This is a genomic window from Alteromonas sp. MmMcT2-2 (genome assembly GCF_022348305.1).
Taxonomy (GTDB): Bacteria; Pseudomonadota; Gammaproteobacteria; order Enterobacterales; family Alteromonadaceae; genus Alteromonas; species Alteromonas macleodii.
The window spans coordinates 25,887-46,231 of the sequence record NZ_JAKRFA010000029.1 but is presented as its reverse complement, the minus strand read 5'-3'; the positions used below and the strand labels follow the sequence as shown (position 1 = coordinate 46,231).

The following is a 20,345-nucleotide window of genomic DNA, read 5'->3' as shown; positions in this document are numbered from 1 at the left end:
CGAGATACACGCAGTTACAGAAAAGGCACAAAATAGTGAAGCCCAAATCAGTGCACTCAAAAACGAAAAAGATAAGCTAAATGCACAATTAATCGAAGCCAATAAAGAAATTGAGCAACATAACGCCACTATATATAAGCAAGAAGAGCAATTGCGTGCAGAGCTACAGAAATCACAACAATACCTTGGTGATAATGAAGGCTTACAAGCTAATGAGAAAGTACTTGAAGCAACTATTAATAACCTTCAGGTTAGCTTTGAGCAAAGTAAAGAGTCGCATATAAATGAAATTCAAGAACTCAATGCGAAGCTAAAGGCATGCGAGGAAAAGCAGAAAGAAACACATGGTTGGTTTGTTAGTAGAAAGCAGCAGGCGGAAGCCTTGAGCAAAGAAGTTGAAGCATTAAAACGTGAGAATGCACTTTTGGTCTCTAGTAAAGAAACCGCATCAGCGGTAGGTGAACTCGAACAAAAGCTTACGTCTTTACTAAACAAACAAAGCGAAGATAATATAGAAATAGCAAATGCATTAGGTAAGCACGTAACGCGATGCAATGAAGAGCAAAAAAGCAATATAGCAAGCCAGCTTGAGTTAAGAAAGCTCTCAGCTTTGTCTAGATTACCTATATCAATAGACTCACGTTCAATGGATGCACCTAATTTGGCCGAGTTATCATCATTAATAGCCTTAAACAATTATGATGTAATCATTGAATTCGGTAGTGGATTAAGTACAGTTGTAGCTGCCAGCGCTTTGCAAGATAGAAGTGCACAACAACGCAACAGCGATAACTTATTGAAAGATAAAAGTAATATAAGTGATATAGCTAATGCGTTGCCCAAGCATATAGTTAGCTTTGAAGAAAGTTATGAGCATGGTCAAAAAACAAAAGAGCTTCTGTGCAATGCAGGGGTAGACGCCTACGTAGAGTTATGCCATGCCCCATTAGTCTCTGTTCCTAGTATTGATGGTTCTTTTGAAGGTGCACTCTTTTATGATTGCGCAGAAAAGCTACTAGAATTAAAACGTACTATTAGTGCAGATAAAGCAAGAGTCTTAGTAATTGTTACTGGCGGTGCGAATGAAAGCGACGAAGCACAAATGGCATATTGGGCGTTACCTTTAGTACTAGACTATCTTTCTCGGTGTAGTCTTACATTCTTTTTGAATAATAATGCAAATGAAAATAGTGGCTTATCGGTAAAGTGGAAAGATGAGAGCAAACGCCGTCGTTTGGCAATCACCAGTGAGCATTTTAATACGCCCAAGGGCGCAACAATATTTAATATTCAACCCTAAGCATAAGTTCCCCTAGTTATTGAGTATTGCAGAGGTGCTTGTTATCATTCGCGTCGATTTTTATCTCTGTGGTACACTGGAAGTAGTTGGAAAAAATGGATAAACTAAACGAAAATCACTCGCTAATTAAAGAAGCTAATCGCCTCTTTAAAGAAAATAAGTTCAGCGAAGCTGAGCAGTATTACATGCAAGCGGCTAAAACACTAGGCACAGACTTAGTTGAAGCTAGTATATGGCTATGTAAAAAACGCCAAAATTCTATTAACACCTCCTCTAATACAAATAGCAGTGTAGTAACGGCCAACACTGAATTCTATACTGCAGAAAACTTCTTAAAACAAAAAAAGCAGCTAGAGCAAACGCAACAATTGCTTGAAGAGTACTACCAGCAATCGCAATCCCTAAAACTTCAGCTAATGCAGAGAAATTAAAATGAAAGTATTAACCGTTTTTGGAACAAGGCCTGAAGCAATAAAAATGGCCCCCCTCGCAATAAAACTTGCAGAACAAGAGGGAATTGACGCACGCGTTTGTGTTACAGCGCAACACCGTGAAATGCTAGACCAGGTTTTAGGGTTGTTTGAAATTACGCCAGAGTACGACCTAAATATTATGAAGCCAGGTCAAGATCTGACGGATGTAACCACTAATATTCTGCAAGGTATTAAGCCGATACTAGCCGATTTCAAACCTGACGTGGTTTTAGTTCATGGCGACACGGCAACCACTTTTGCTACTAGTCTAGCAGCATATTATCAGCAAATTGCGGTAGGTCATGTGGAAGCCGGCTTACGCACAGGGAATATTTATTCTCCGTGGCCAGAAGAGGCAAACCGAAAGCTGACTGGTGCTATTACTACATATCATTTCGCGCCTACAGAGACATCGCAGCAGAACTTACTTAATGAGGCTGTAGCCCCAGAAAATATTACGGTAACTGGTAATACGGTAATCGATGCTCTATTAGATGTAAGCGCTAAGCTAAAAAATGACACAGCGCTGAATAATGAAATGGCAGAGCGTTTCAGCTTTTTAAATAAAGATAAAAAGTTGATATTGGTTACAGGCCACAGAAGAGAGAGCTTTGGTGGTGGTTTCGAGCGCATTTGTAAAGCACTTGCCTATACAGCAGAGCAACACCCAGGATGCCAGATTGTTTACCCAGTGCATTTAAACCCAAATGTGCAAGAACCTGTTAATCGCCTGCTAAAAGGCGTGCCAAATATCACGCTCATTGAGCCGCAAGACTACCTGCCTTTTGTTTATCTTATGAATCAGGCTCATATTATCCTGACCGATTCAGGCGGTATTCAGGAAGAAGCGCCGTCTTTAGGTAAACCCGTACTAGTAATGCGTGACACAACAGAAAGGCCAGAGGCAGTTAGTGCTGGTACCGTTAAACTAGTAGGTACTGACGTAGATAAAATTACCGCAAGCTTAAATCAGTTATTAACCGATGAAAAAGCTTATGAAGAAATGAGTTTTGCCCACAACCCTTATGGTGATGGCAAAGCATGTGAAAGAATTATTGAAGTGTTAAGAGAGAAAGTTAATGGAAATTAATAAAACAGTATGCGTTGTTGGTATGGGATATATTGGCTTACCAACGGCTGCGCTTTTGGCAAACCGCGGTTATAAAGTACATGGTGTAGACGTTAGCAAGCATGCTGTAGATACTATCAATGAAGGTAAAATACACATTGTTGAACCAGAATTAGACACTTTCGTTTCTTCAGCGGTTAATAGCGGTATGTTAAGTGCTCACCTAGAGCCAGCAGAAGCAGACATCTTTTTGGTTGCTGTGCCTACCCCGTTTCATCACGACCAACTTAATGAAGTGACGAACTCACCGGTTCCTAACTTAGATTACGTGAAGAGTGCAACAAAAGCGATAGCGCCATATGTTAAGCCAGGGAACCTAGTTTTACTAGAATCTACATCGCCGGTAGGCACAACAGAAATGATGGCTGAAGAACTAGAAGCGGCCGGTGTTGATTTATCTCAAATTCACGTAGCCCACTCTCCAGAGCGTGTTCTGCCTGGCCACATAATGCGAGAACTTATTGAGAACGATCGTGTAGTGGGCGGTGTTGACGACGCATCTACTAAAGCGGCAGCAGAATTTTACAGAACATTTGTTGAAGGCGAAGTGCTTGAAACTACGTCGAAAACAGCCGAAATGGCAAAGCTGACAGAAAACGCGTTTAGAGATGTAAATATTGCATTCGCTAACGAACTTTCAATGCTTGCAGACGACATGGATATTGATGTTTACGAGTTGATTAAACTTGCCAACCATCATCCACGCGTAAACATTCTGCAACCTGGCTGTGGTGTAGGTGGTCACTGTATCTCAGTAGACCCTTGGTTTATTGTTAACTCTGCTAATGGCAAAGCCAAAATGGTTGAGCAAGCCCGCAGAACTAACGATTACAAATCTGAGTGGGTAGTTGAAAAAGTTAAAAACGCCGTACTTGAGTTTGAAAGAGAAAACGGTAGAAAGCCACAAGTGGCATGCATGGGCTTAGCTTTTAAACCTGATATTGATGACTTGCGTGAATCACCAGCGTTATATATTACTCAAGCTTTAAGTGAAACTAATGACGTGGTAGCCGTTGAGCCCAATATTAAGAGTTTTGATGGGCTAAAACTTGTATCAGAAGAGCAAGCAGACAACGCAGATATTCTTGTCTACTTAGTTGCCCATAGCCAATTTAAAGCTCATAGCAAGAGTAGCAAAACTTTAGATTTTGCTGGCTTGTTTAAATAAATTCTTTACGTGGTGAGAGCAAACTCACCACGTCGCTTCTCATACTTGTCATTTTCCACGCTAAGAAACTCTTTTCAATGAATAAAGCTAATCAAATAATTGACTTTGCCAAGCAAGCAATAATCGAAAGTTCCTCACAAACGACATTAGATGCGCCAATTAATAAGCGTGTAGCTTATGCAGTAAGTCACGGAAAAAGTTACGCGAGTAATGGTTATGCTATTCGCACTCATGGAATTGCAGCCGCACTCAATAAGCGCGGTTTTGATACTCTGTGCTTAATAAGGCCTGGTAGACCTTGGGATTTTGGTGCAAAGAGAGAATTTTCAGAACTCCAAAAAGAAGTAGATGGCGTTACTTACATTCACTCACCATGGGAAAACTTTTTAGTACCTAAAGATGTGTTTGAAAGAGTTAAAGTGATGGCACTAAAGTATGAGGAGCTATTTAAAGTATATCGGCCAGAAATCGTTTTGGCAGCCTCAAATTATGAAGTTGCTTTCCCAGCGTATATTGCAGCAAAAAAATTAGGACTTCCATTTCATTACGAAGTAAGGGGCTTTTGGGAGATATCGCGATTATCCCGAGACCCTGATTGGGAGGACTCGGATGGTTATCACGAACAAGTAGAACTAGAAAGCTTCTTGGTGTCAAACGCTGATAAGCTCTACACGTTGAATACCTCGATGGTTCAAGAGTTAGTGAAACGTGGAGCTAATCGCGCAAGCATAAGCTTAGTGCCTAATGCAGCTCCCTCCGTTTCCAATGTTGAAAGCAAGAGTACAAAACACCGTAATGAATTTTTTAATGACTATGAAGATACATTCCTTCTTGGCTACGTTGGTGCGCTCACAGATTACGAAGGTATAGATACTCTTTTGCAAGCCATAGCGTCTCTTAAAGATGAAAAAGTAAAATTGCTTGTAGTAGGTGGTAATAATCCAGTAAATGATTCCGACAAGCGTGATGAAGTCTTAGAGAGATTTAAGAAGCAAGCGATAGAGTTAGGTCTGCAAAACCAAGTAGTCTTTACTGGAAGAGTAGCTCATGAAGCGGTAGGGAATTATATTCGAGCTGTAGACGCATGCGTTGTTCCAAGAAAGCCTGACATAGTGTGTGAACTCGTAAGTGCATTAAAGCCTTTGGAGTACATGGCATTCAATAAACCCGTAATTGCTTCGAATGTTGCACCGCAAGTAGAGCTTTTAGCGAATGGAAAGTTTGGTTGGTTATATGAAAAAGGAAATGTCCAATCTCTTTGTGAATCAATAACAAAGTTGAGAAGCGAAGATAAAAGAGTTATCCAAGAGAAGCTTGCCGCAGCACGAAAATTGATTGAAGAAAAACTTACTTGGGATTGTGTAGTAGAGCCAATGGCTTTGAATCTGGCCGATTCATTTAAAGTCTCGCAGCCTCATAAAAACAATGCAGGGAAGAAAAAAGTTGCATGTATCATGGACGATTTTACGTTTCAATCGTATAGCCCAGAAGCTAACCTTTGTCAGTTAACCCCTGACGGCTACTTAGACGAACTAACGGGATTTGAACCAGAGCTTCTCTTTATTGAGTCTGCTTGGAGAGGTAAAGACGAGCTATGGGGCTCAAAAGTTGGCCACCGATCGCAAGAAGTTATTAATATTGTCGAATGGTGCAATAAGAGAAAAATACCTACTGTTTTTTGGAATAAAGAAGATCCAATTCACTTTGAAACATTCCTAAATACGGCCAAGTTGTTTGATTTGGTCTTTACAACAGATCTTGATTGTGTAGAACGGTATAAAGCCGCATTAGGACACGATAGGGTTTATTTTTTGCCCTTTGCATGCCAGCCAAAACTTACTAATCCAATTGAAACTTTTGAGAGAAAGGACGCATTCTCATTTGCTGGAGCTTATTATGTTAAGTATCCAGATAGAACAAGAGACCTAGAAGATTTCATAGAGTCTTTCCCCAACTTTAAGCCGGTCGAGATATATGACAGAAACTTCGGCAAAAATGATCCAAACTACAAATTTCCAAAGAGTTTTGATAAGCATATCGTCGGTACTTTACCGTTTGCTGAAATTCAGAAAGCATACAAAGGTTACAAGTACGCAATAAATCTAAACTCAATAAAGCAAAGCCAAACAATGTTTGCACGCCGCGTTTATGAATTGTTGGGTAGTAATACTGTCACAGTAAGTAATTTTTCGAGAGGCGTGAGATTAATGTTCGGTGACCTAGTTCAGGTTAGCGATAGTGGAAATGAGATTGTTAGAAGGCTTAAAGCTTTAGAGAGCAATGCCTATCAAACAGACAAATTGAGGCTCGCAGGACTTAGAAAAATTCTTTCAGAGCACACCTATGAAGACCGATTTAACTACATATTACAGAAAGTATTTGCAAATAGCGCAGAACATGTATTGCCTGATGTAGTTGTTTTTACATTAGTTCAAGAAGAGAGCGATTTATCTAGGTTTATCGACAACGTCAAGCGTCAAAGCTATGAGATAAAGAAAGTTGTTGTACTTGTTGATCGTTTTAGTACAAAGGGTATAGCAGAAAAGTTAACTGAAAACGCAATTATGAATTTCAGTGTCCTAACTTTAGACGATGTTTCAGGGCAGTCTCTGTTTAAGCTTCATTCTTCTTCTAGTTGGCTTACTTATTTTTCGTCATTGGACTTATATGGCAGCAATTACCTCTTGGATATCTTTCTTGCGACGCGTTTCACTGATGCGTTATTTATCGGAAAAAGCAGTTATTTTGAAGAGGCCGAAAACAAATTAGTGTTAAGAAGTGATGGAAGTAGTTACAAAAGTGCAATCGATATTCCAAAACGATGCTGTGCAATTTCACCGCTTGCTCAAGATATTCAACTAAAAGATTGGTTAAGTGATGTTACATTTGGCTCTTACAAAGAAGATAACTCACAATCAATCGATATATTCAATTATTGCAAAAATGTGACACTCAAAAATGAAGAGAGCTTTTTGAGCAAAGTTGAAGACGATGACTTCGATACTGGATGTAGCGTACGAGAATTACAAGAACTTTCAGAAAAGATTGAAGCCGTTGTTCACTCTGAAGATTCTGCTCCTCATTTTGATGCTAAAACATTGTTTGAAATGTTTCCTAAAACGTCTACTAAGGATTGCACTATAACGTTAGACAATGAAGGGATGCAGATATCTTCGTCATTAGAAGATGGAAAGCATACATATATCTATACCATTGATAAAAAAATATTTTCAATAGATGAGTTGTTCTCTCAGAGCGAAAAATTAGATGAAATCCCTTTCCATTTAGAGGTTACTCCTGGGTTAAATCTTTCGTTTGTAGTTATCTTCTTCGACGTCAACATGACGCGTCTGCACCATGAGATAATTAAACCCAACAAAAACAACGTTCTTTTGCGTCCAGATGGAGCTGTGTACGCAAAATTAGGCTTCAGGGTGTATCAATCTGGTCAGTGCACCGTAAAAGGCTTGTTATTGGGGGAAAAAGATCTGTCTCCCACAAGATTGATAGGTAGTTCAGATACATTACTCCTTACAAACCACTATCCTAGCTACGACGATCTTTATAGAAATGGATTTGTTCACAGTAGAGTTGCAGCTTACATGGAGAGAGGGATTCGCGTCGATACTTTCAGATTTAGAAAGGATCAACCTGTAACATGGCATGAATTCCAAAACGTCGACGTTACTTCAGGTTCTGCAGTTGCCTTACAACGCATGCTGAGTAGTGGTCAGTATAAAAACTTACTTGTTCACTTCCTCGACTCTGACATGTGGGAGGTGATTGAAAAGTACATTCACAAAATTAATGTCTTTGTGTGGATTCACGGCGCAGAGATACAACCTTGGTGGCGTAGGGAATATAATTATACAGATGAGAAACAGCTAGAATTAGCGAAAAAACAAAGTGATATACGACTAGGTTTTTGGCGAAGTATTTTGAATAAGATGCACAAAAATCTTAAGCTCATTTTCGTTTCCAATTACTTTGCGGAAGAAGTTATGGAGGATATTGGATTTAGGCTACCAGTTGACCAGTATGAAATTATTCATAACCCTGTAGATACCGACCTGTTCGATTATATTCCAAAACCGCCAGAACAGAGACTTAAAGTTCTTTCGATAAGACCATATGCTTCAAGAAAGTATGCCAATGATTTGAGTGTGAATGCAGTTCTAGAGCTTTCAAAACAACCATTTTTTAACGAATTTGAGTTTCTTTTCATGGGCGACGGTAAACTTTTTGATGAAACCCTAGCACCGATTGCAGATTTTGATAATGTGAAGATAGAAAGACGCTTTTTGGCTCAAACTGACATTGCTAAATATCACAAAGAGTTTGGAATATTTCTCTGCCCAACTCGAATGGATGCACAAGGTGTATCGAAAGACGAAGCCATGTCATCGGGGTTAGTTGTTATATCAAATGGCGTAACGGCCATCCCGGAGTTTATAGATGGCGATTCTGGTATTTTAGTTGAAGGAGAAGATTATTGTGGTATGGCAGATGCGCTAGCATCACTTTATCTCGACCATAGTAGATTTTTAAGCTTGTCAGATGGAGCTTCCAAACGTGCTAGATATCAAGTATCTAAACAAAAAATAGTTAATCAAGAGCTATTGCTCCTCAACTAATTTGAATTAAAGAAGACTACAATATGAAAGAAACCTCCAAAACAACTACCAAACAAATTTCTAGAAGGGAAGTGAAGTACCAAGTAAAAGAGACTAAGCTTGGCACGATGGTTTTTTTAGACTCTTATTCATATGATAAAGCATATTTGAACTTTGACATGCAGAGTGTTGAAGGAAAAGACGTTGTTTTTGATTGTAACGGAATACCAAAATTAAATATCTCTAGAAGAGGCGAGTATCACTACTACCCAATAACGATAGCGATATATGGTCTCGAACAGGTTAGCAAGTATTACAAAACTCAAGATCCTCGACATTTGGAAAAAGTGAGAGCAGTTGCTAATTTTCTAGCGCAGACACAAAACACAGAATCTGGCGCGTGGAAGTCAGACTTTGAATATTTTTACGCCGTACGCGAGACCGGAAAACTTGAACCTGGTTGGACATCGGCATTAGCACAGGGATTTTGTATAAGCTGTTTAGTAAGAGCCTATTATCTATTTGATGATATTGATTACTTAGCGGCTGTTGAAAAAGGTGTATTGCCATTTTATGAAGATGTTGAGAATGGCGGTGTATTAAGTCGTATTTTTGATAAATATCCATGGTATGAGGAATATACAACGCCAAATAAGTCTCATATCCTCAACGGTTTTATGTTTTCACTACTTGGGTTATATGACGGGTTTATGCTTACCGGTTCAACCAAATATAGTGATAGGTTCGAAATAGGGTTAGAGTCCCTCCGTCACTGCCTTTCAATGTTTGATTTGAAGGATATTTCTGCATATGACTTGACCCACATAACAATTCCCGGAAATCCAGCAAAGTATCATATTGGATATCACTTTACTCACATTCGGTTATTGAGTGCATTATTGTCAATTGAAGAAGATCAAATTATTAGAAAGGTCTTGGAGCGTTGGATTAGCTATTCACAAGGAAATAAATCTTATTTTCGATTGGTGGAAAGTAATATAGATTTACAGATAAACAGTAATGATGGATTCATTGTTTTAGGTAGTCACGTTACTGCGAACGTAAATTATAACGATCCTAGTATCGATAAAGACGAAATTGAGTATGCATTTTATCTAATGAAGGATGGACAGAAATTCAAGCGTTCAGGTTTCGGAAAACAGTCATTTAAGAGTTTTGAGATTGAGGAACCAGGAGAATATTATGTTGCAATTTACATAAGAGACGTTTTCGGTAATAAAACTGGGGCAAACAGCGAAAAAATCATTGCGCTAGAGGAACCACCGAAAACTGAAATTCATGATATATCGCTTAACCGAAGTATGAATGCATTTGAAGTTGAAGTAAATGCAACTGGTATAAAATTAAAATTTGCTTTTTATGTGTTTCTGAATGGGAAAATTTATAAAAAATACCTTTACGATAAGAATAACAGTTTCTACTTTGAGCCAACAGAGCCTGGCGAGTATCAATTTGAATGTTACGTAAAAAGCTTAGAGTTAAATCCTGTTATTAGAAGAACACAAACAGTAGTATTTTGATGAAAATGGCTAAGGTGACTTAGCACTTAGCTTTAGAGGAAGGTGGATGAACTGTTTTATTTGGAGCGAAAAATCAATCAAAAGAAATGAATTGACGGAGCAGCATGAAGCATTGCAACCCTTTCTTTTTTTGAGTTTTATCCATCATGCTGGCGCCAAGGTTGTTATCGATATTGGCGCGAACGTGGGTTATTACAGCCTTGTTTCCACTTTAGCTGAGAGTGTTGAAGTAGTTCATTCCTTTGAACCTGATACACACGCATTTAAAGAAATGGAAAAAAATTTAACTTTAAACGCTATTCAAAGAAAGGTCTCGCCACATCAAGTCATAGTTTCAAATATGGATGGAACGACTAAGTTTGGTAGCCACTCTCCTATGTCGGGAATAAATGGTGTCGTTGAAACTTCTATACACGAAGCTTCACTCTACAAAGAAGTTAGAGAGTTAAAGAGTATTAAGCTCGATTCGCTAACGGACCTAAGAGGCCGAGTTTTGGCGCTAAAGATTGATGTGGAGGGGCATGAAATATCTGTGCTTGAAGGAGCGAGGGAGCTTCTTTCAAGTTCGCCATGCATCGTTCAAATAGAGTGTTTCTTAAGTGATAAAATAGAGCAAGTATTCAGGGAATTGGGTTATTTTAAATTCTTTACTGCCGGTCAAGATTTTTATTTCAGCAATATCAACAACTTTTCCGATTTAGCATTTGTGAACAAAGCCATAGGTTATGCTGTATCGTACTTTACTGAGGTAAGATCAGAGCGACACCTTAAAGTTGACACAATAAAAAATTCAGTAGATTTAACGCTAGAAACTGAAAAGAAAATCGAAGCTACAGTGACCTTATCTGAGGGATACTTTGATAATCCAGAGGTTGCCTTTTATTTGTTAGTCGATGGAAAAAAAATTAGTGAGAGGTGGTATTCTCTGGATAGAAAAGCTTCTTTTTCTTTTCCTGATTATGAAAAAGAAGTTGAGGTAAAAGCGTTTGTAAGAGAAGCTGCTATCCCGGAAAAAAAAGTAGTAGTAGGGAAGTTTATTAAAGAAGCGCCAAAAGGTTACAGGGCTGAATCTGCAATCCCAAATTCTTATGGTAGTCCAAGTAAGTATTTATCATATATCAATAAAATGGAGAAGAATAAAGACCACGGATATTTTGATATTGATATAAGTCCACTTATCCATACTTTAAAACAAAGCTGCCCGAACAATCTTATAATCTTAGGAAGTGGTCCAACAGTAACAAAAACACTAGAGGCTGCTGTTGACTTTAGGGTTAAAAATTGCCATGTATTTTCTAATTCCAAAAACTGCGTTTTAAGTCTCGTTAACTTCAGTAAAATCCTTACTCATGGGAAAAATAGTCAAGTTAAAATTTATCATGTAGAAAATGACCTAGAGATTGGTTCTTTAATTTCAGAATTAAAAATTGACTTGATTGGACGGACATACATATTATTTTTAGACCAGTTTTATAGTGACCTCAACTTTTCATTGGCGTCCTTCAGAGATATCTTAACAGGATATGGTGATGATAAGATATTTTTCGCTGAAAAACTCGTAAATGATAATTACTCAAAAATGCTTCGCATTACTCTGCAAGAAACGGGGTTTAAATTTATTTCTCTGATTCCAAAGTCAAAGATCAGTGGTTTTTCGGAAAAAGAAAAGTGTATTGCAGTGGAGAGCAATAAGGAAGGGTATATATATTTTCTATCTTCTGGGCGTGAGCTTAACTTTAATGATTTTTAACTATTAAAAATAATCTGATGGTGTTTTTAATTTTAGAGTTGATCTAGCAAATTATGTATCTTATAAAAACTGGGCAGTCTGTGAGGTTAAAAATTGATTATTGAAACAATGCCGACTTTACATTCCATTAGAGTTGCAGCGATACTTGATGGATTTTCCTCTATATGCATTGAAAAAGACACTAATTTATTTCCAATTTCACCATCGAATTGGAAAGAAGAAGTAAAGCAAGCTCAACCCGATTTCCTATTCGTAGAAAGTTGTTGGTTCGGAAATAATAATCAGTGGGGCAGCCTTATATATGGCAATTCATATAATGCACCAAATCAAATGGATGAGTTAGCCAAGGTTGTCGAGTACTGTAAAAAGGAAGGGATCCCTACGGTTTTTTGGTCTAAAGAAGATCCCGTTCATTACGACAAATTTGCCCCCACAGCCAAGTTATTCGATTTTGTATTTACTACAGATGCAAATATGGTCGAAAGCTATAAGAAAGACTACGGGATAGATGCAGAGCCTCTATGTTTCTTTTGCCAGCCCGCAATACATAACCCTTCAGAAGTTATTCCTCGAAAAAATAAAGCTGCTTTCGCCGGTTCCTATTATTCAACTAAAAAAGAACGCTGCGCCGATTTTGACGTGTTAATTGACGCACTAAAAAGAGCAAATGTTGAATACGATATTTTTGACAGATGCCTTCATCGACAAGAGTCGAACTTAAAGTTTCCTGAAAGGTTCAAGCAAAGCGTGGTTGGTCATTTAAAGCCAGATGAAATGTGGAAAGCTTATAAAGGCTATAAGTACACAATCAACATGAATTCAGTTAAACAAAGCCCTACTATGTTTGCTCGCCGTGTATATGAATCGTTAGCTTCTGGTACGCCTGTAGTTAGTAATTATTCTAAAGGCGTTGTTGAGCAATTTGGCGATATTGTTTGTGCCAGCGATAACCCTGATGAAATTGTAAGCTTCCTAGAGAAAATGCAAGACGAAAGCGAATACAGAAAAGTAGTTGAGAAAGGCGTGCGTGAGGTGCTAAGCAAACATACGGTGGCAGACAGGCTAAAACAAATTTGCAATAGAATTGGTATAGCTATTACCGATCACTTACCGAACGTTCATTTGGTTGCTAATGTCAGTAATATATATGAAGCAGAACATGCTTATACGGTGTTTACTAACCAGACTTACAGAAACAAGCGGCTTGTGGTAAACATGGTAAATGAGAGCGCGCTTTACCCTTACCTATTAAAAACTGGTAGCAACACAACATTCAGGTTAGTCAACGAGTTTACTCAGCCTCCTAAGGGACTTCGCGTTGAATTAACAATGGATAAAGAGTTACCAACTACTGCTTTAGAAGATGTGGCGTTAAAAACGCTGTACAGCACAAATGTCTAAATTGTCTTTATTTTGCGTTCATTTCGTCAAGTACTCGAGCAAGGCTGGTTACAATGGCAGACGTTTTTTCAGTATTATGAACTACGTCGGGTAAATGAGTTAACCTGCGCTTTTTGTCCTTTATATAATCCGAAATCTTAATATCAAACGAAGGCGCTTTTACTACAAACCTTGCGTTAGACTGAGCTAACAAAAAGTCAGGTGCTATCTTATCAACCAACTCTTTATCAATGTTACCTGCGGTATGGAAAAATACTACGGTTCTGAAAATTCTGGCTAAATAGTTAAACATGGAATAAACAGAAGACGAGCCGAATACTAATAAGGTTTGTTCGTTTAAAGCGTCAGGGTTATCTAAAATAAAAGCCCTGCCAAAATTGGGAAGATTGTTATCGTAAACAACCACTCGGTTATAGTTAAACGTAGTAAGAAAATCTTCAGCATGCCTTTGAGTTGGGTAAATTTTAGAGCCAAGGTCGCCAGCCATTACACGCTCTACGTATATATCATTTTTGAAGAGATTTTCTATGGGAGCGCAGTCTAAGCCTAACTTTTTTGCCACTTCCATCGTAGCTACTCTAGCACCATGACAACTCCAATGCGTGTCACAAACTCGAAAGGTTCGTTCTTCAAAGTGCTTCAGCGCATCAATTGGTGTAACTAAGCTGAAAGAGTCATCAACAAGCTTAGTTAATTGGTCTAGCGGTGTATGTTTTGATTTTTTGAAAGGGTAGTGCTCTTCAACAACGAATTCTTTAGAAGGGGCAATAAGAAATGCACTCTTTCCAGCTTGACTCAGCGGCAAGGTGCTAAAAGTGTTGGCGTAATCAGCCCAATTTTTCTTTTCTGCCCAACTGAGTTTTGTTTTACCTGTAAACTGTTCAACACTTTTGTTGGTGTCGTTATCAAGATACAACCACTTATCTTCGCCTTCTAATATTTTAAACACGCCCTCTATACTTAATTCGTAAATTACGTAAAAGTGGCTATTGTGAACAATTGCTATAGCTAAATTAGACGATTTGGGAATTAAAGTATGGTCGAAACCACAAAGTACTTCTTGTTGAAAGTCGCGTTCTATCAAAGCCACTTTCTCGATTACGTCAGGCCTTTTAGTATTCAATTCAAGTGGAAAAATCTCGTATCCGTCTAGTAACACTAAAGACGCATTATTCTGAAGTTTTTTAAGAAGCCAGCCTTTTATTCTAATGCCTTCTTTTTCAATAAGGTTTCCTTCGTGCTCAGCACCGTTGCTGGGCTCATCCAAACACCATTTGAATTTATCACTGACGTCAGTGCTCGCCTGCTTTACAGAAATTGTAAAAACTGCCATTACTTTCTTATCATCCTATCAAAGATAGTCATCAACCAGACTATATTCATCTTCCATTAAATATTCTAAATTGCTTAAAGTGCTAGGGATTCCTGCTTTTGTGCGGCTATTTCGATGCAGTGGTTTCAACGACAAATTAAATTCTTTATTTAGGAACTCAATTGAGGTCGCAAAGTTATGCATCGAGCCTACAAAACTAAACTCTTGAATACCAACCTCCGAAAAAAATCGTGAGTAGGTAGTTACCATATAAGGTATCGAGCGCTCTTTTATTATCCTTTCTACGATGTCAGATTGGTTTTCGATACCCTTCGATACATATATATTATGAATGGTTTCATAGTGAGGGTGTTTCCATTGCAGATCTAGCAAATGTCCCACCAAAGACCAAATACGCTGAATGGGGTCGCGCACCCAGACCATGCTGTTAGCGCTAGGAAAGAGCTCGCTATGTCTAGGGTGGGGTTTAAAATGGCCGTGTACCACTTGTGAGCGGGCAGAAACTTGAATCGCGTTTCCTTGCCCCAGAGACCTTGCTTCGTCAGGGCGGTAAACATCAAAAACACTAGAACGACCAAATTCCCTGTAAAACATTTGGCGAAGAGAACTGCCAGCCGTTTTTGGGATGTGATATGAAAGCCACTGTATGTCTTCGGGCTGTGCTGTTCCGTGTTTGAATCGAAATAGTGATGAAAGCGTTCTAATTAATGTCATAGTACATCTGAAACCTTGCTAGCGGCTCAGTATAACAGAACTTTTGTTTCTACCACACGCGACCAAACAAAGTTTTAAATGAGTTATACATTCCAGTTTGTTATCATGAATGGCTAATAACACGGAAGGGTCACTGACTAAAAGTATCCCTTTGCTAGGTTTGAGAGGAATTTAATGTTTTTAGTTTGTACAGCTGAACACTCGGTGTTGTGGGAAGCGCTGTGTAAATCTTTATCTTTGTACACGGTCAACTCAATTGCTTCTTCCGATAGTTCGAAAGTGCTTAATGTTGTCGTAAAGCCTGTAACGAAAGCAGATCTCAGCCAGCAGAAGCAGACGCTAGAAAGTGCTCAGGTAGCGCTGGTTACTTTTCCTCCTGAGTTTCAACTAGCTGCAGCTTTGTGTAGTAAAGAAGAATTTACCCTACAAGCCGTAATTAACAACCTAAAAGCAACGCATTTACTTGCTGAAAGTGAATTGATTGACCATGTGTATTCTGTCGATAACCTAGCGAGTGATCTATGCAGTAGCGACGCAGGAAAGGCAATAGCGCATTACTTTTCTGATATACAAACGCCTGACTTCTCTGTGCGTGTAATTGACAGCGCAAAGTCAATATTAAAGCTAGAGCCTGAAATAAAGTCTTTATACAGCCAAATTAAGCAGTTGTTCGTGACTGGTTGTGATGCTCAACTATATGCTGATTCCTCTCATAAAGATGCCGCAAACTTCCTCATAGAAAGCATGCAAGAGCTATATCAAAGCAAAGAAGAGAGCCAAATCTTAATTGAGCAATTAACTCGCACGCAGATTGAAGTTGCTAATTTAACGAGTTTGAAGCGCTCTAAAGAAGCTTCACTAGAGCAAGATATTTCGGTACTAACCTCACAACTTTTTGTGTTGCAGCATCAGTTGGAAATGGGAGGAGGGCTCACTTCTTCTAACAAATCGAAAGATATCGCTGCGCAAGCCGCAAGAAACAACGAACTAAAGCTAGAAAACGAGAAGCTTAACGCAAAGCTTAAGCGTAAGTCTCAAGCGGAAAAACAGTTGCGCTTGCAAGTCGCTGAGCTGCGTTCAATTAAACAGTCACCTTCTTGGAAAGTCTCTAAGAGCATAGACAAATTAAATGCCAAAGTAAGCCGGAATGCTAAGCAACGAAGGGAGTTACTTGAGAATGTGGCTCTTGTTTACAGCAGTGATTACTTTGACGCAGATTGGTACCTTTCGACTTACAAAGATGTAAAGGAGTCTGGTGTAGACCCAGCTGAGCATTATTTGGTCTTCGGGGCAAAAGAAGGGCGACGACCGTCTACTGAGTTCGATGGAGACTGGTATTTGAAAAGAAATACTGATGTAGCTAAGTCTGGAATGAATCCACTATTACACTTTTTGAAATACGGAAAAGACGAAAAGAGAGCGCCGAACAGGTTTTCTTCTTTTTAGGCCATTTCGAATTAAAGGAACTTTATACCTATGAATAATGAGAAAGGCTCGATTATAGAGCAAGCTAGTCTTCTATTTTCTCAAGGTCAGTATGAGTTGGCCAAAGCACTGTATGAGAAGGCAAGCAAGAAGTATGGCGAGCATTTGTTTAAAGCAAATATTTGGTTGTGTACTAAACGACTTGCGCAGCTTGAAAATGGAGAAGAAACCGTAAAAGTACCTCTGCCTAACTTCGCAGCAAGTAGTGCCTCTTCTCCTTCATATGCAGAAGAGCAGCTAGAGGAAACTCAAGCTAACTTAGAAAAATACTACTTTGAAGCGCAGAACTTGCGCAACAAACTGTTCGATATGCAGTAAGAACAAATATCGTCATTGCCTTTTTTCAAATTTTCAAATTATAAAAGTATTGCCATGGACTTAGCACAAGATAGATTAACTGAAGTCGCATCTAGCCTAGCTGCATTTGAACTCAACCCTATTAAACGACACATAGCTGGTCGAATCGCATATATAGTTAGCCATGGTGCTAGCTATGCAAGCAACGGTTATGCAATAAGAACGCAAGGTGTAGCCGAAGCATTAAATATGAAAGGCTTTGAAACTTTGTGCTTCGTGCGCCCTGGCCGCCCATGGGAATTGGATGAAAACGCGAAGGTTAACACTCAAGAAGTGGTAAACGGCGTGCGCTATATCCATGCAGGTAAGGACGGAATTTTTCTACCTGAAAGTGAAGAAGAGTTTTTGCGTAAGTCCGTAGACTACTATGTACAAATGTTTCAGTTATTTCGCCCGCAATTTGTTATGGCTGGCAGCGATTATAAAGTAGGTTTGCCAGCCCTAGTGGCTGCTTCTCAGTTAGGCTTGCCTTTTTTCAATGAGGTGAGGGGGTTTTGGGAGCTTTCTCAAGCCACTCGTCAACCTTCATATGTGGACTCAGAAGCTTATACAGCACAGTCGACTCGCGATTCCTTTGTTGCAGCCCAATCGACGGGTGTCTTTACGTTAAATGATACAATGAAGCAAGAATTGATTGCGCGAGGTGTTCAGAGCGATGTAATTCAGTTAGTGCCTAACGGGCTCTCAAGTGTCTCTCAGTTAAATGTAAATTCACAGGAACTGCGAGAAAGTTTAGGTATAGATGCGAACGACAACGTAATAGGCTACGTTGGCAGCTTCAATTCTTACGAAGGCATTGAAGACCTTATTGAAGCTGTGGCTCAACTAAATGCGACAGAACAAACTGTGAAGTTGTTGCTTGTAGGTGATGCTTCAGCAATTACTAAACTTGGTGCAAGCAGCGATTCAATAGATTCGGCACCTTGGCTGATAAAAACGGGAAGAGTTCCGCACGACGACGTAATCAAATACTTTTCTGTAATAGATACCATTGTTATTCCTCGTAGAAATGAGCAGGTCTGTACGATAGTACCCCCTATGAAGATAGTTGAGGCCATCTCTTTTGGTAAAAAGGTAGTGGTTTCAAATGTTCCACCGCTTCAAGAGTATGCAGATAATTATGACTCGGTATTAAGCTTTAATGCTGGCAATGTTGAAAGTCTTCTTTCAGCGCTGAAGCTTTCTGCATCTCTTCCAGTACCACAGCCTGTTACCAATTTACTCTTCTCAAATCATGTTGAAGTAATGGTAAACGAGTTTAATAAGTGGACTGAGAAAGATAACGCGAAGAAAAGCGCGTCTAACGCTGTTATGCCTAAGAGCCCAGCTTTTGATATCAAAAAGCCAAAGCTTAAAGCTATTTCTATTATGGATGAAATATCTGAAGAGTGCTGGCGCTACGAAATGACAAGCTATCCAATTAGCAGGGCTAACTATGTAGAGCAAATTGCTTCATCTACGGCAAATTTTTGCTTCTTGGAAAGTTGTTGGAAGGGCAATAAGGGCACATGGGAATACGCATTTACATCACCGGGCTTGAAACACAACAATGCGCAAGCGTTGTTAGACCTAATTCCTCAAGTTAAGCAAAAAATGCCTATTGTGTTTTGGAACAAAGAAGACCCAATGCACTATGATAAGTATTTACCAATAGCTAAATATGCGGACGTTATTTTTACAACTGATTCAGAAAAAGTTGCTAGTTATAAAGCAGACGTGCCTGATGCGGATGTTTATGCCGTGCCTTTTGCCGCTCAACAGAAAATTTGCAACCCTTCAGATCGATTTAAGTCAGAGGCTGAGTCAGTTTGCTTCGCTGGCTCGTACTACGGTGTTGGCCATGACGAACGTAAACGCCAAATGGATGCGTTGCTACCATCAATTATAGAATTTGAAGGCGCTATCTATGACAGAATGTCGAAGGTAGATAGCGACAGATACAAGTTCCCGCCACAATACACACCGTTTATACGCGATGCAGTACCTTTTACCGAAGTTGTGCAGCTATACAAGCGATTTAAAGTTTTCTTGAACGTAAACACGATAGTGGAGTCACCCACAATGATGTCGCGTCGTGTTTATGAGTTGCTCGCTTGCGGCACACCTGTTGTATCTACGCCTTCAAAAGCAATTGAAGAACAGTTCCCAGGCATAGTACAAGTTGCAAAGGATGCCGATGAAGCAAATGTGATTATTGAGCGCTTGTTGACTGACGAACATTACTGGGAGAAAACGTCTCACCTCGGCTATCGAGAAGTCATGACTAAGCATACCTATGCTCACCGTTTAGTGAATATTGAAAAAGCGATAGGCATTGACAATCAGCGAGAAGAGCCACTAGTCAGCATTATTACTTGCACAAGACGGCCTGAAATGATTGATCGTATTGTCACTAATATGGCGCGCCAAAACCATTCGAATATTGAGCTCATCTTAGTACTTCAAGGGTTTAGCCAATCTCAGTCAGAAGAGCTAATCGGTAAACTGAAGTCTGTCGCTTCTAAAATTAAGCGTGTTACAGCAATGATTAATGATAGTGAAGAGACGCTGGGCGAACGGTTCAACAAAGCGGCAGAGAAAGCGAACGGCGAATATATCGCTAAAATGGATGATGATGACTTCTATTTCGCTAATTACCTGAAAGATATGCTAATACCGTTTACCTTTGGTGATTATGGCGTTGTAGGTAAGAAAGAGCTTTATATGTATTTATCTGGTTCTGACAAACTAATAAAACGTTTCCCGGGTAAAAAACATCAAGAAGCAGATTTTGTAGCAGGGGCTACGCTAGTATTCAAGGCTGATGTTTTTCACAAGTACAAATTTAAAGCGGTTAATAGAGGTGAAGATAGCGAGCTATTGAATCGTTTAAAGGCAGATGGCATTAAAATTTACGCCTCGGATCCTTTTAACTTCATTGTATGGAGAGGTAACGTTGAAGCTCATACTTGGGATGCAACAGATGAGTATTTCTTGACTGGCGAACAGACCGAAATCGTTGCAGACCATTTAAATGAAAATATAGTGGATTTTTAATATTCCTACGTTAGTTCAGAACGAACGCCAACTTATAACTATATA

General features: G+C 39.2%; 13 protein-coding genes. 11 read left to right on the top strand and 2 right to left on the bottom strand.

The genetic code is table 11. The features are described from left to right. The 8 genes from MHM99_RS15405 to MHM99_RS15370 all read left to right on the top strand — a co-directional run. On the top strand, positions 1–1,300 hold a 1,300-nt coding region (locus MHM99_RS15405), incomplete at its 5' end, for a hypothetical protein (RefSeq protein WP_239220117.1). 86 nt (positions 1,301–1,386) lie between these two features. After that, the gene (locus tag MHM99_RS15400; protein WP_239220116.1) at positions 1,387–1,731 is read left to right on the top strand and encodes a hypothetical protein; all 345 of its coding nucleotides are present in this window, start codon (positions 1,387–1,389) and stop codon (positions 1,729–1,731) included. Position 1,732: 1 nt separating this feature from the next. Next, on the top strand, positions 1,733–2,863 hold the full coding sequence (gene wecB, locus MHM99_RS15395) for a UDP-N-acetylglucosamine 2-epimerase (non-hydrolyzing) (protein WP_239220115.1): 1,131 nt from the start codon (positions 1,733–1,735) through the stop codon (positions 2,861–2,863). Then, positions 2,853–4,070, top strand: a complete 1,218-nt coding sequence (wecC, locus tag MHM99_RS15390) for a UDP-N-acetyl-D-mannosamine dehydrogenase (protein WP_239220114.1) — start codon at positions 2,853–2,855, stop codon at positions 4,068–4,070. Before wecB ends, wecC begins: the two co-directional genes overlap by 11 nt. A gap of 77 nt (positions 4,071–4,147) precedes the next feature. Then, positions 4,148–8,704, top strand: a complete 4,557-nt coding sequence (locus MHM99_RS15385; RefSeq protein ID WP_239220113.1) for a glycosyltransferase — start codon at positions 4,148–4,150, stop codon at positions 8,702–8,704. 23 nt (positions 8,705–8,727) lie between these two features. Then, a complete protein-coding gene (locus MHM99_RS15380; RefSeq protein WP_171337389.1) occupies positions 8,728–10,224 on the top strand; it encodes a D-glucuronyl C5-epimerase family protein in 1,497 nt (498 codons plus the stop codon). A 46-nt stretch (positions 10,225–10,270) separates the two neighbouring features. Next, entirely contained in the window at positions 10,271–11,974 is a 1,704-nt protein-coding gene (locus MHM99_RS15375) for an FkbM family methyltransferase (protein ID WP_239220112.1), read from the top strand. A gap of 93 nt (positions 11,975–12,067) precedes the next feature. After that, entirely contained in the window at positions 12,068–13,375 is a 1,308-nt protein-coding gene (locus MHM99_RS15370) for a glycosyltransferase (RefSeq protein WP_239220110.1), read from the top strand. Positions 13,376–13,382: 7 nt separating this feature from the next. Here the strand turns inward: MHM99_RS15370 and MHM99_RS15365 are convergent, their stop codons facing one another. Both MHM99_RS15365 and MHM99_RS15360 read right to left on the bottom strand, forming a co-directional pair. Beyond that, positions 13,383–14,708: a hypothetical protein gene (locus MHM99_RS15365; RefSeq protein WP_239220108.1), complete on the bottom strand. Its 1,326-nt coding sequence runs from the start codon at positions 14,706–14,708 to the stop codon at positions 13,383–13,385. An 18-nt stretch (positions 14,709–14,726) separates the two neighbouring features. Continuing rightward, on the bottom strand, positions 14,727–15,422 hold the full coding sequence (locus MHM99_RS15360) for a sulfotransferase family 2 domain-containing protein (protein ID WP_239220106.1): 696 nt from the start codon (positions 15,420–15,422) through the stop codon (positions 14,727–14,729). Between the two features lie 174 nt (positions 15,423–15,596). Between MHM99_RS15360 and MHM99_RS15355 the strand changes: the two genes are divergently transcribed. The 3 genes from MHM99_RS15355 to MHM99_RS15345 are packed head-to-tail and all read left to right on the top strand — an operon-like array spanning position 15,597 to position 20,300. After that, positions 15,597–16,868 carry a hypothetical protein gene (locus MHM99_RS15355; RefSeq protein ID WP_239220097.1) on the top strand — a complete coding sequence of 424 codons (1,272 nt, stop codon included), beginning with the start codon at positions 15,597–15,599 and terminating at the stop codon, positions 16,866–16,868. 30 nt (positions 16,869–16,898) lie between these two features. Continuing rightward, positions 16,899–17,225 (top strand): hypothetical protein, encoded by a 327-nt coding sequence (locus MHM99_RS15350; RefSeq protein WP_239220095.1) that lies wholly within the window; start codon positions 16,899–16,901, stop codon positions 17,223–17,225. A gap of 54 nt (positions 17,226–17,279) precedes the next feature. Continuing rightward, complete coding sequence (locus MHM99_RS15345) at positions 17,280–20,300, top strand: glycosyltransferase (RefSeq protein ID WP_239220093.1); 3,021 nt, start codon at positions 17,280–17,282, stop codon at positions 20,298–20,300. The last annotated feature ends 45 nt before the right edge of the window (positions 20,301–20,345 follow it).

Coding starts and splice junctions, on each gene's coding strand:
- wecB (WP_239220115.1), top strand. CDS start 1,733: ATGAAAGTATTAACCGTTTTTGGAACAAGGCCTGAAGCAATAAAAATG.
- wecC (WP_239220114.1), top strand. CDS start 2,853: ATGGAAATTAATAAAACAGTATGCGTTGTTGGTATGGGATATATTGGC.
- MHM99_RS15385 (WP_239220113.1), top strand. CDS start 4,148: ATGAATAAAGCTAATCAAATAATTGACTTTGCCAAGCAAGCAATAATC.
- MHM99_RS15380 (WP_171337389.1), top strand. CDS start 8,728: ATGAAAGAAACCTCCAAAACAACTACCAAACAAATTTCTAGAAGGGAA.
- MHM99_RS15375 (WP_239220112.1), top strand. CDS start 10,271: ATGAACTGTTTTATTTGGAGCGAAAAATCAATCAAAAGAAATGAATTG.
- MHM99_RS15365 (WP_239220108.1), bottom strand. CDS start 14,708: ATGGCAGTTTTTACAATTTCTGTAAAGCAGGCGAGCACTGACGTCAGT.
- MHM99_RS15360 (WP_239220106.1), bottom strand. CDS start 15,422: ATGACATTAATTAGAACGCTTTCATCACTATTTCGATTCAAACACGGA.
- MHM99_RS15355 (WP_239220097.1), top strand. CDS start 15,597: ATGTTTTTAGTTTGTACAGCTGAACACTCGGTGTTGTGGGAAGCGCTG.
- MHM99_RS15350 (WP_239220095.1), top strand. CDS start 16,899: ATGAATAATGAGAAAGGCTCGATTATAGAGCAAGCTAGTCTTCTATTT.
- MHM99_RS15345 (WP_239220093.1), top strand. CDS start 17,280: ATGGACTTAGCACAAGATAGATTAACTGAAGTCGCATCTAGCCTAGCT.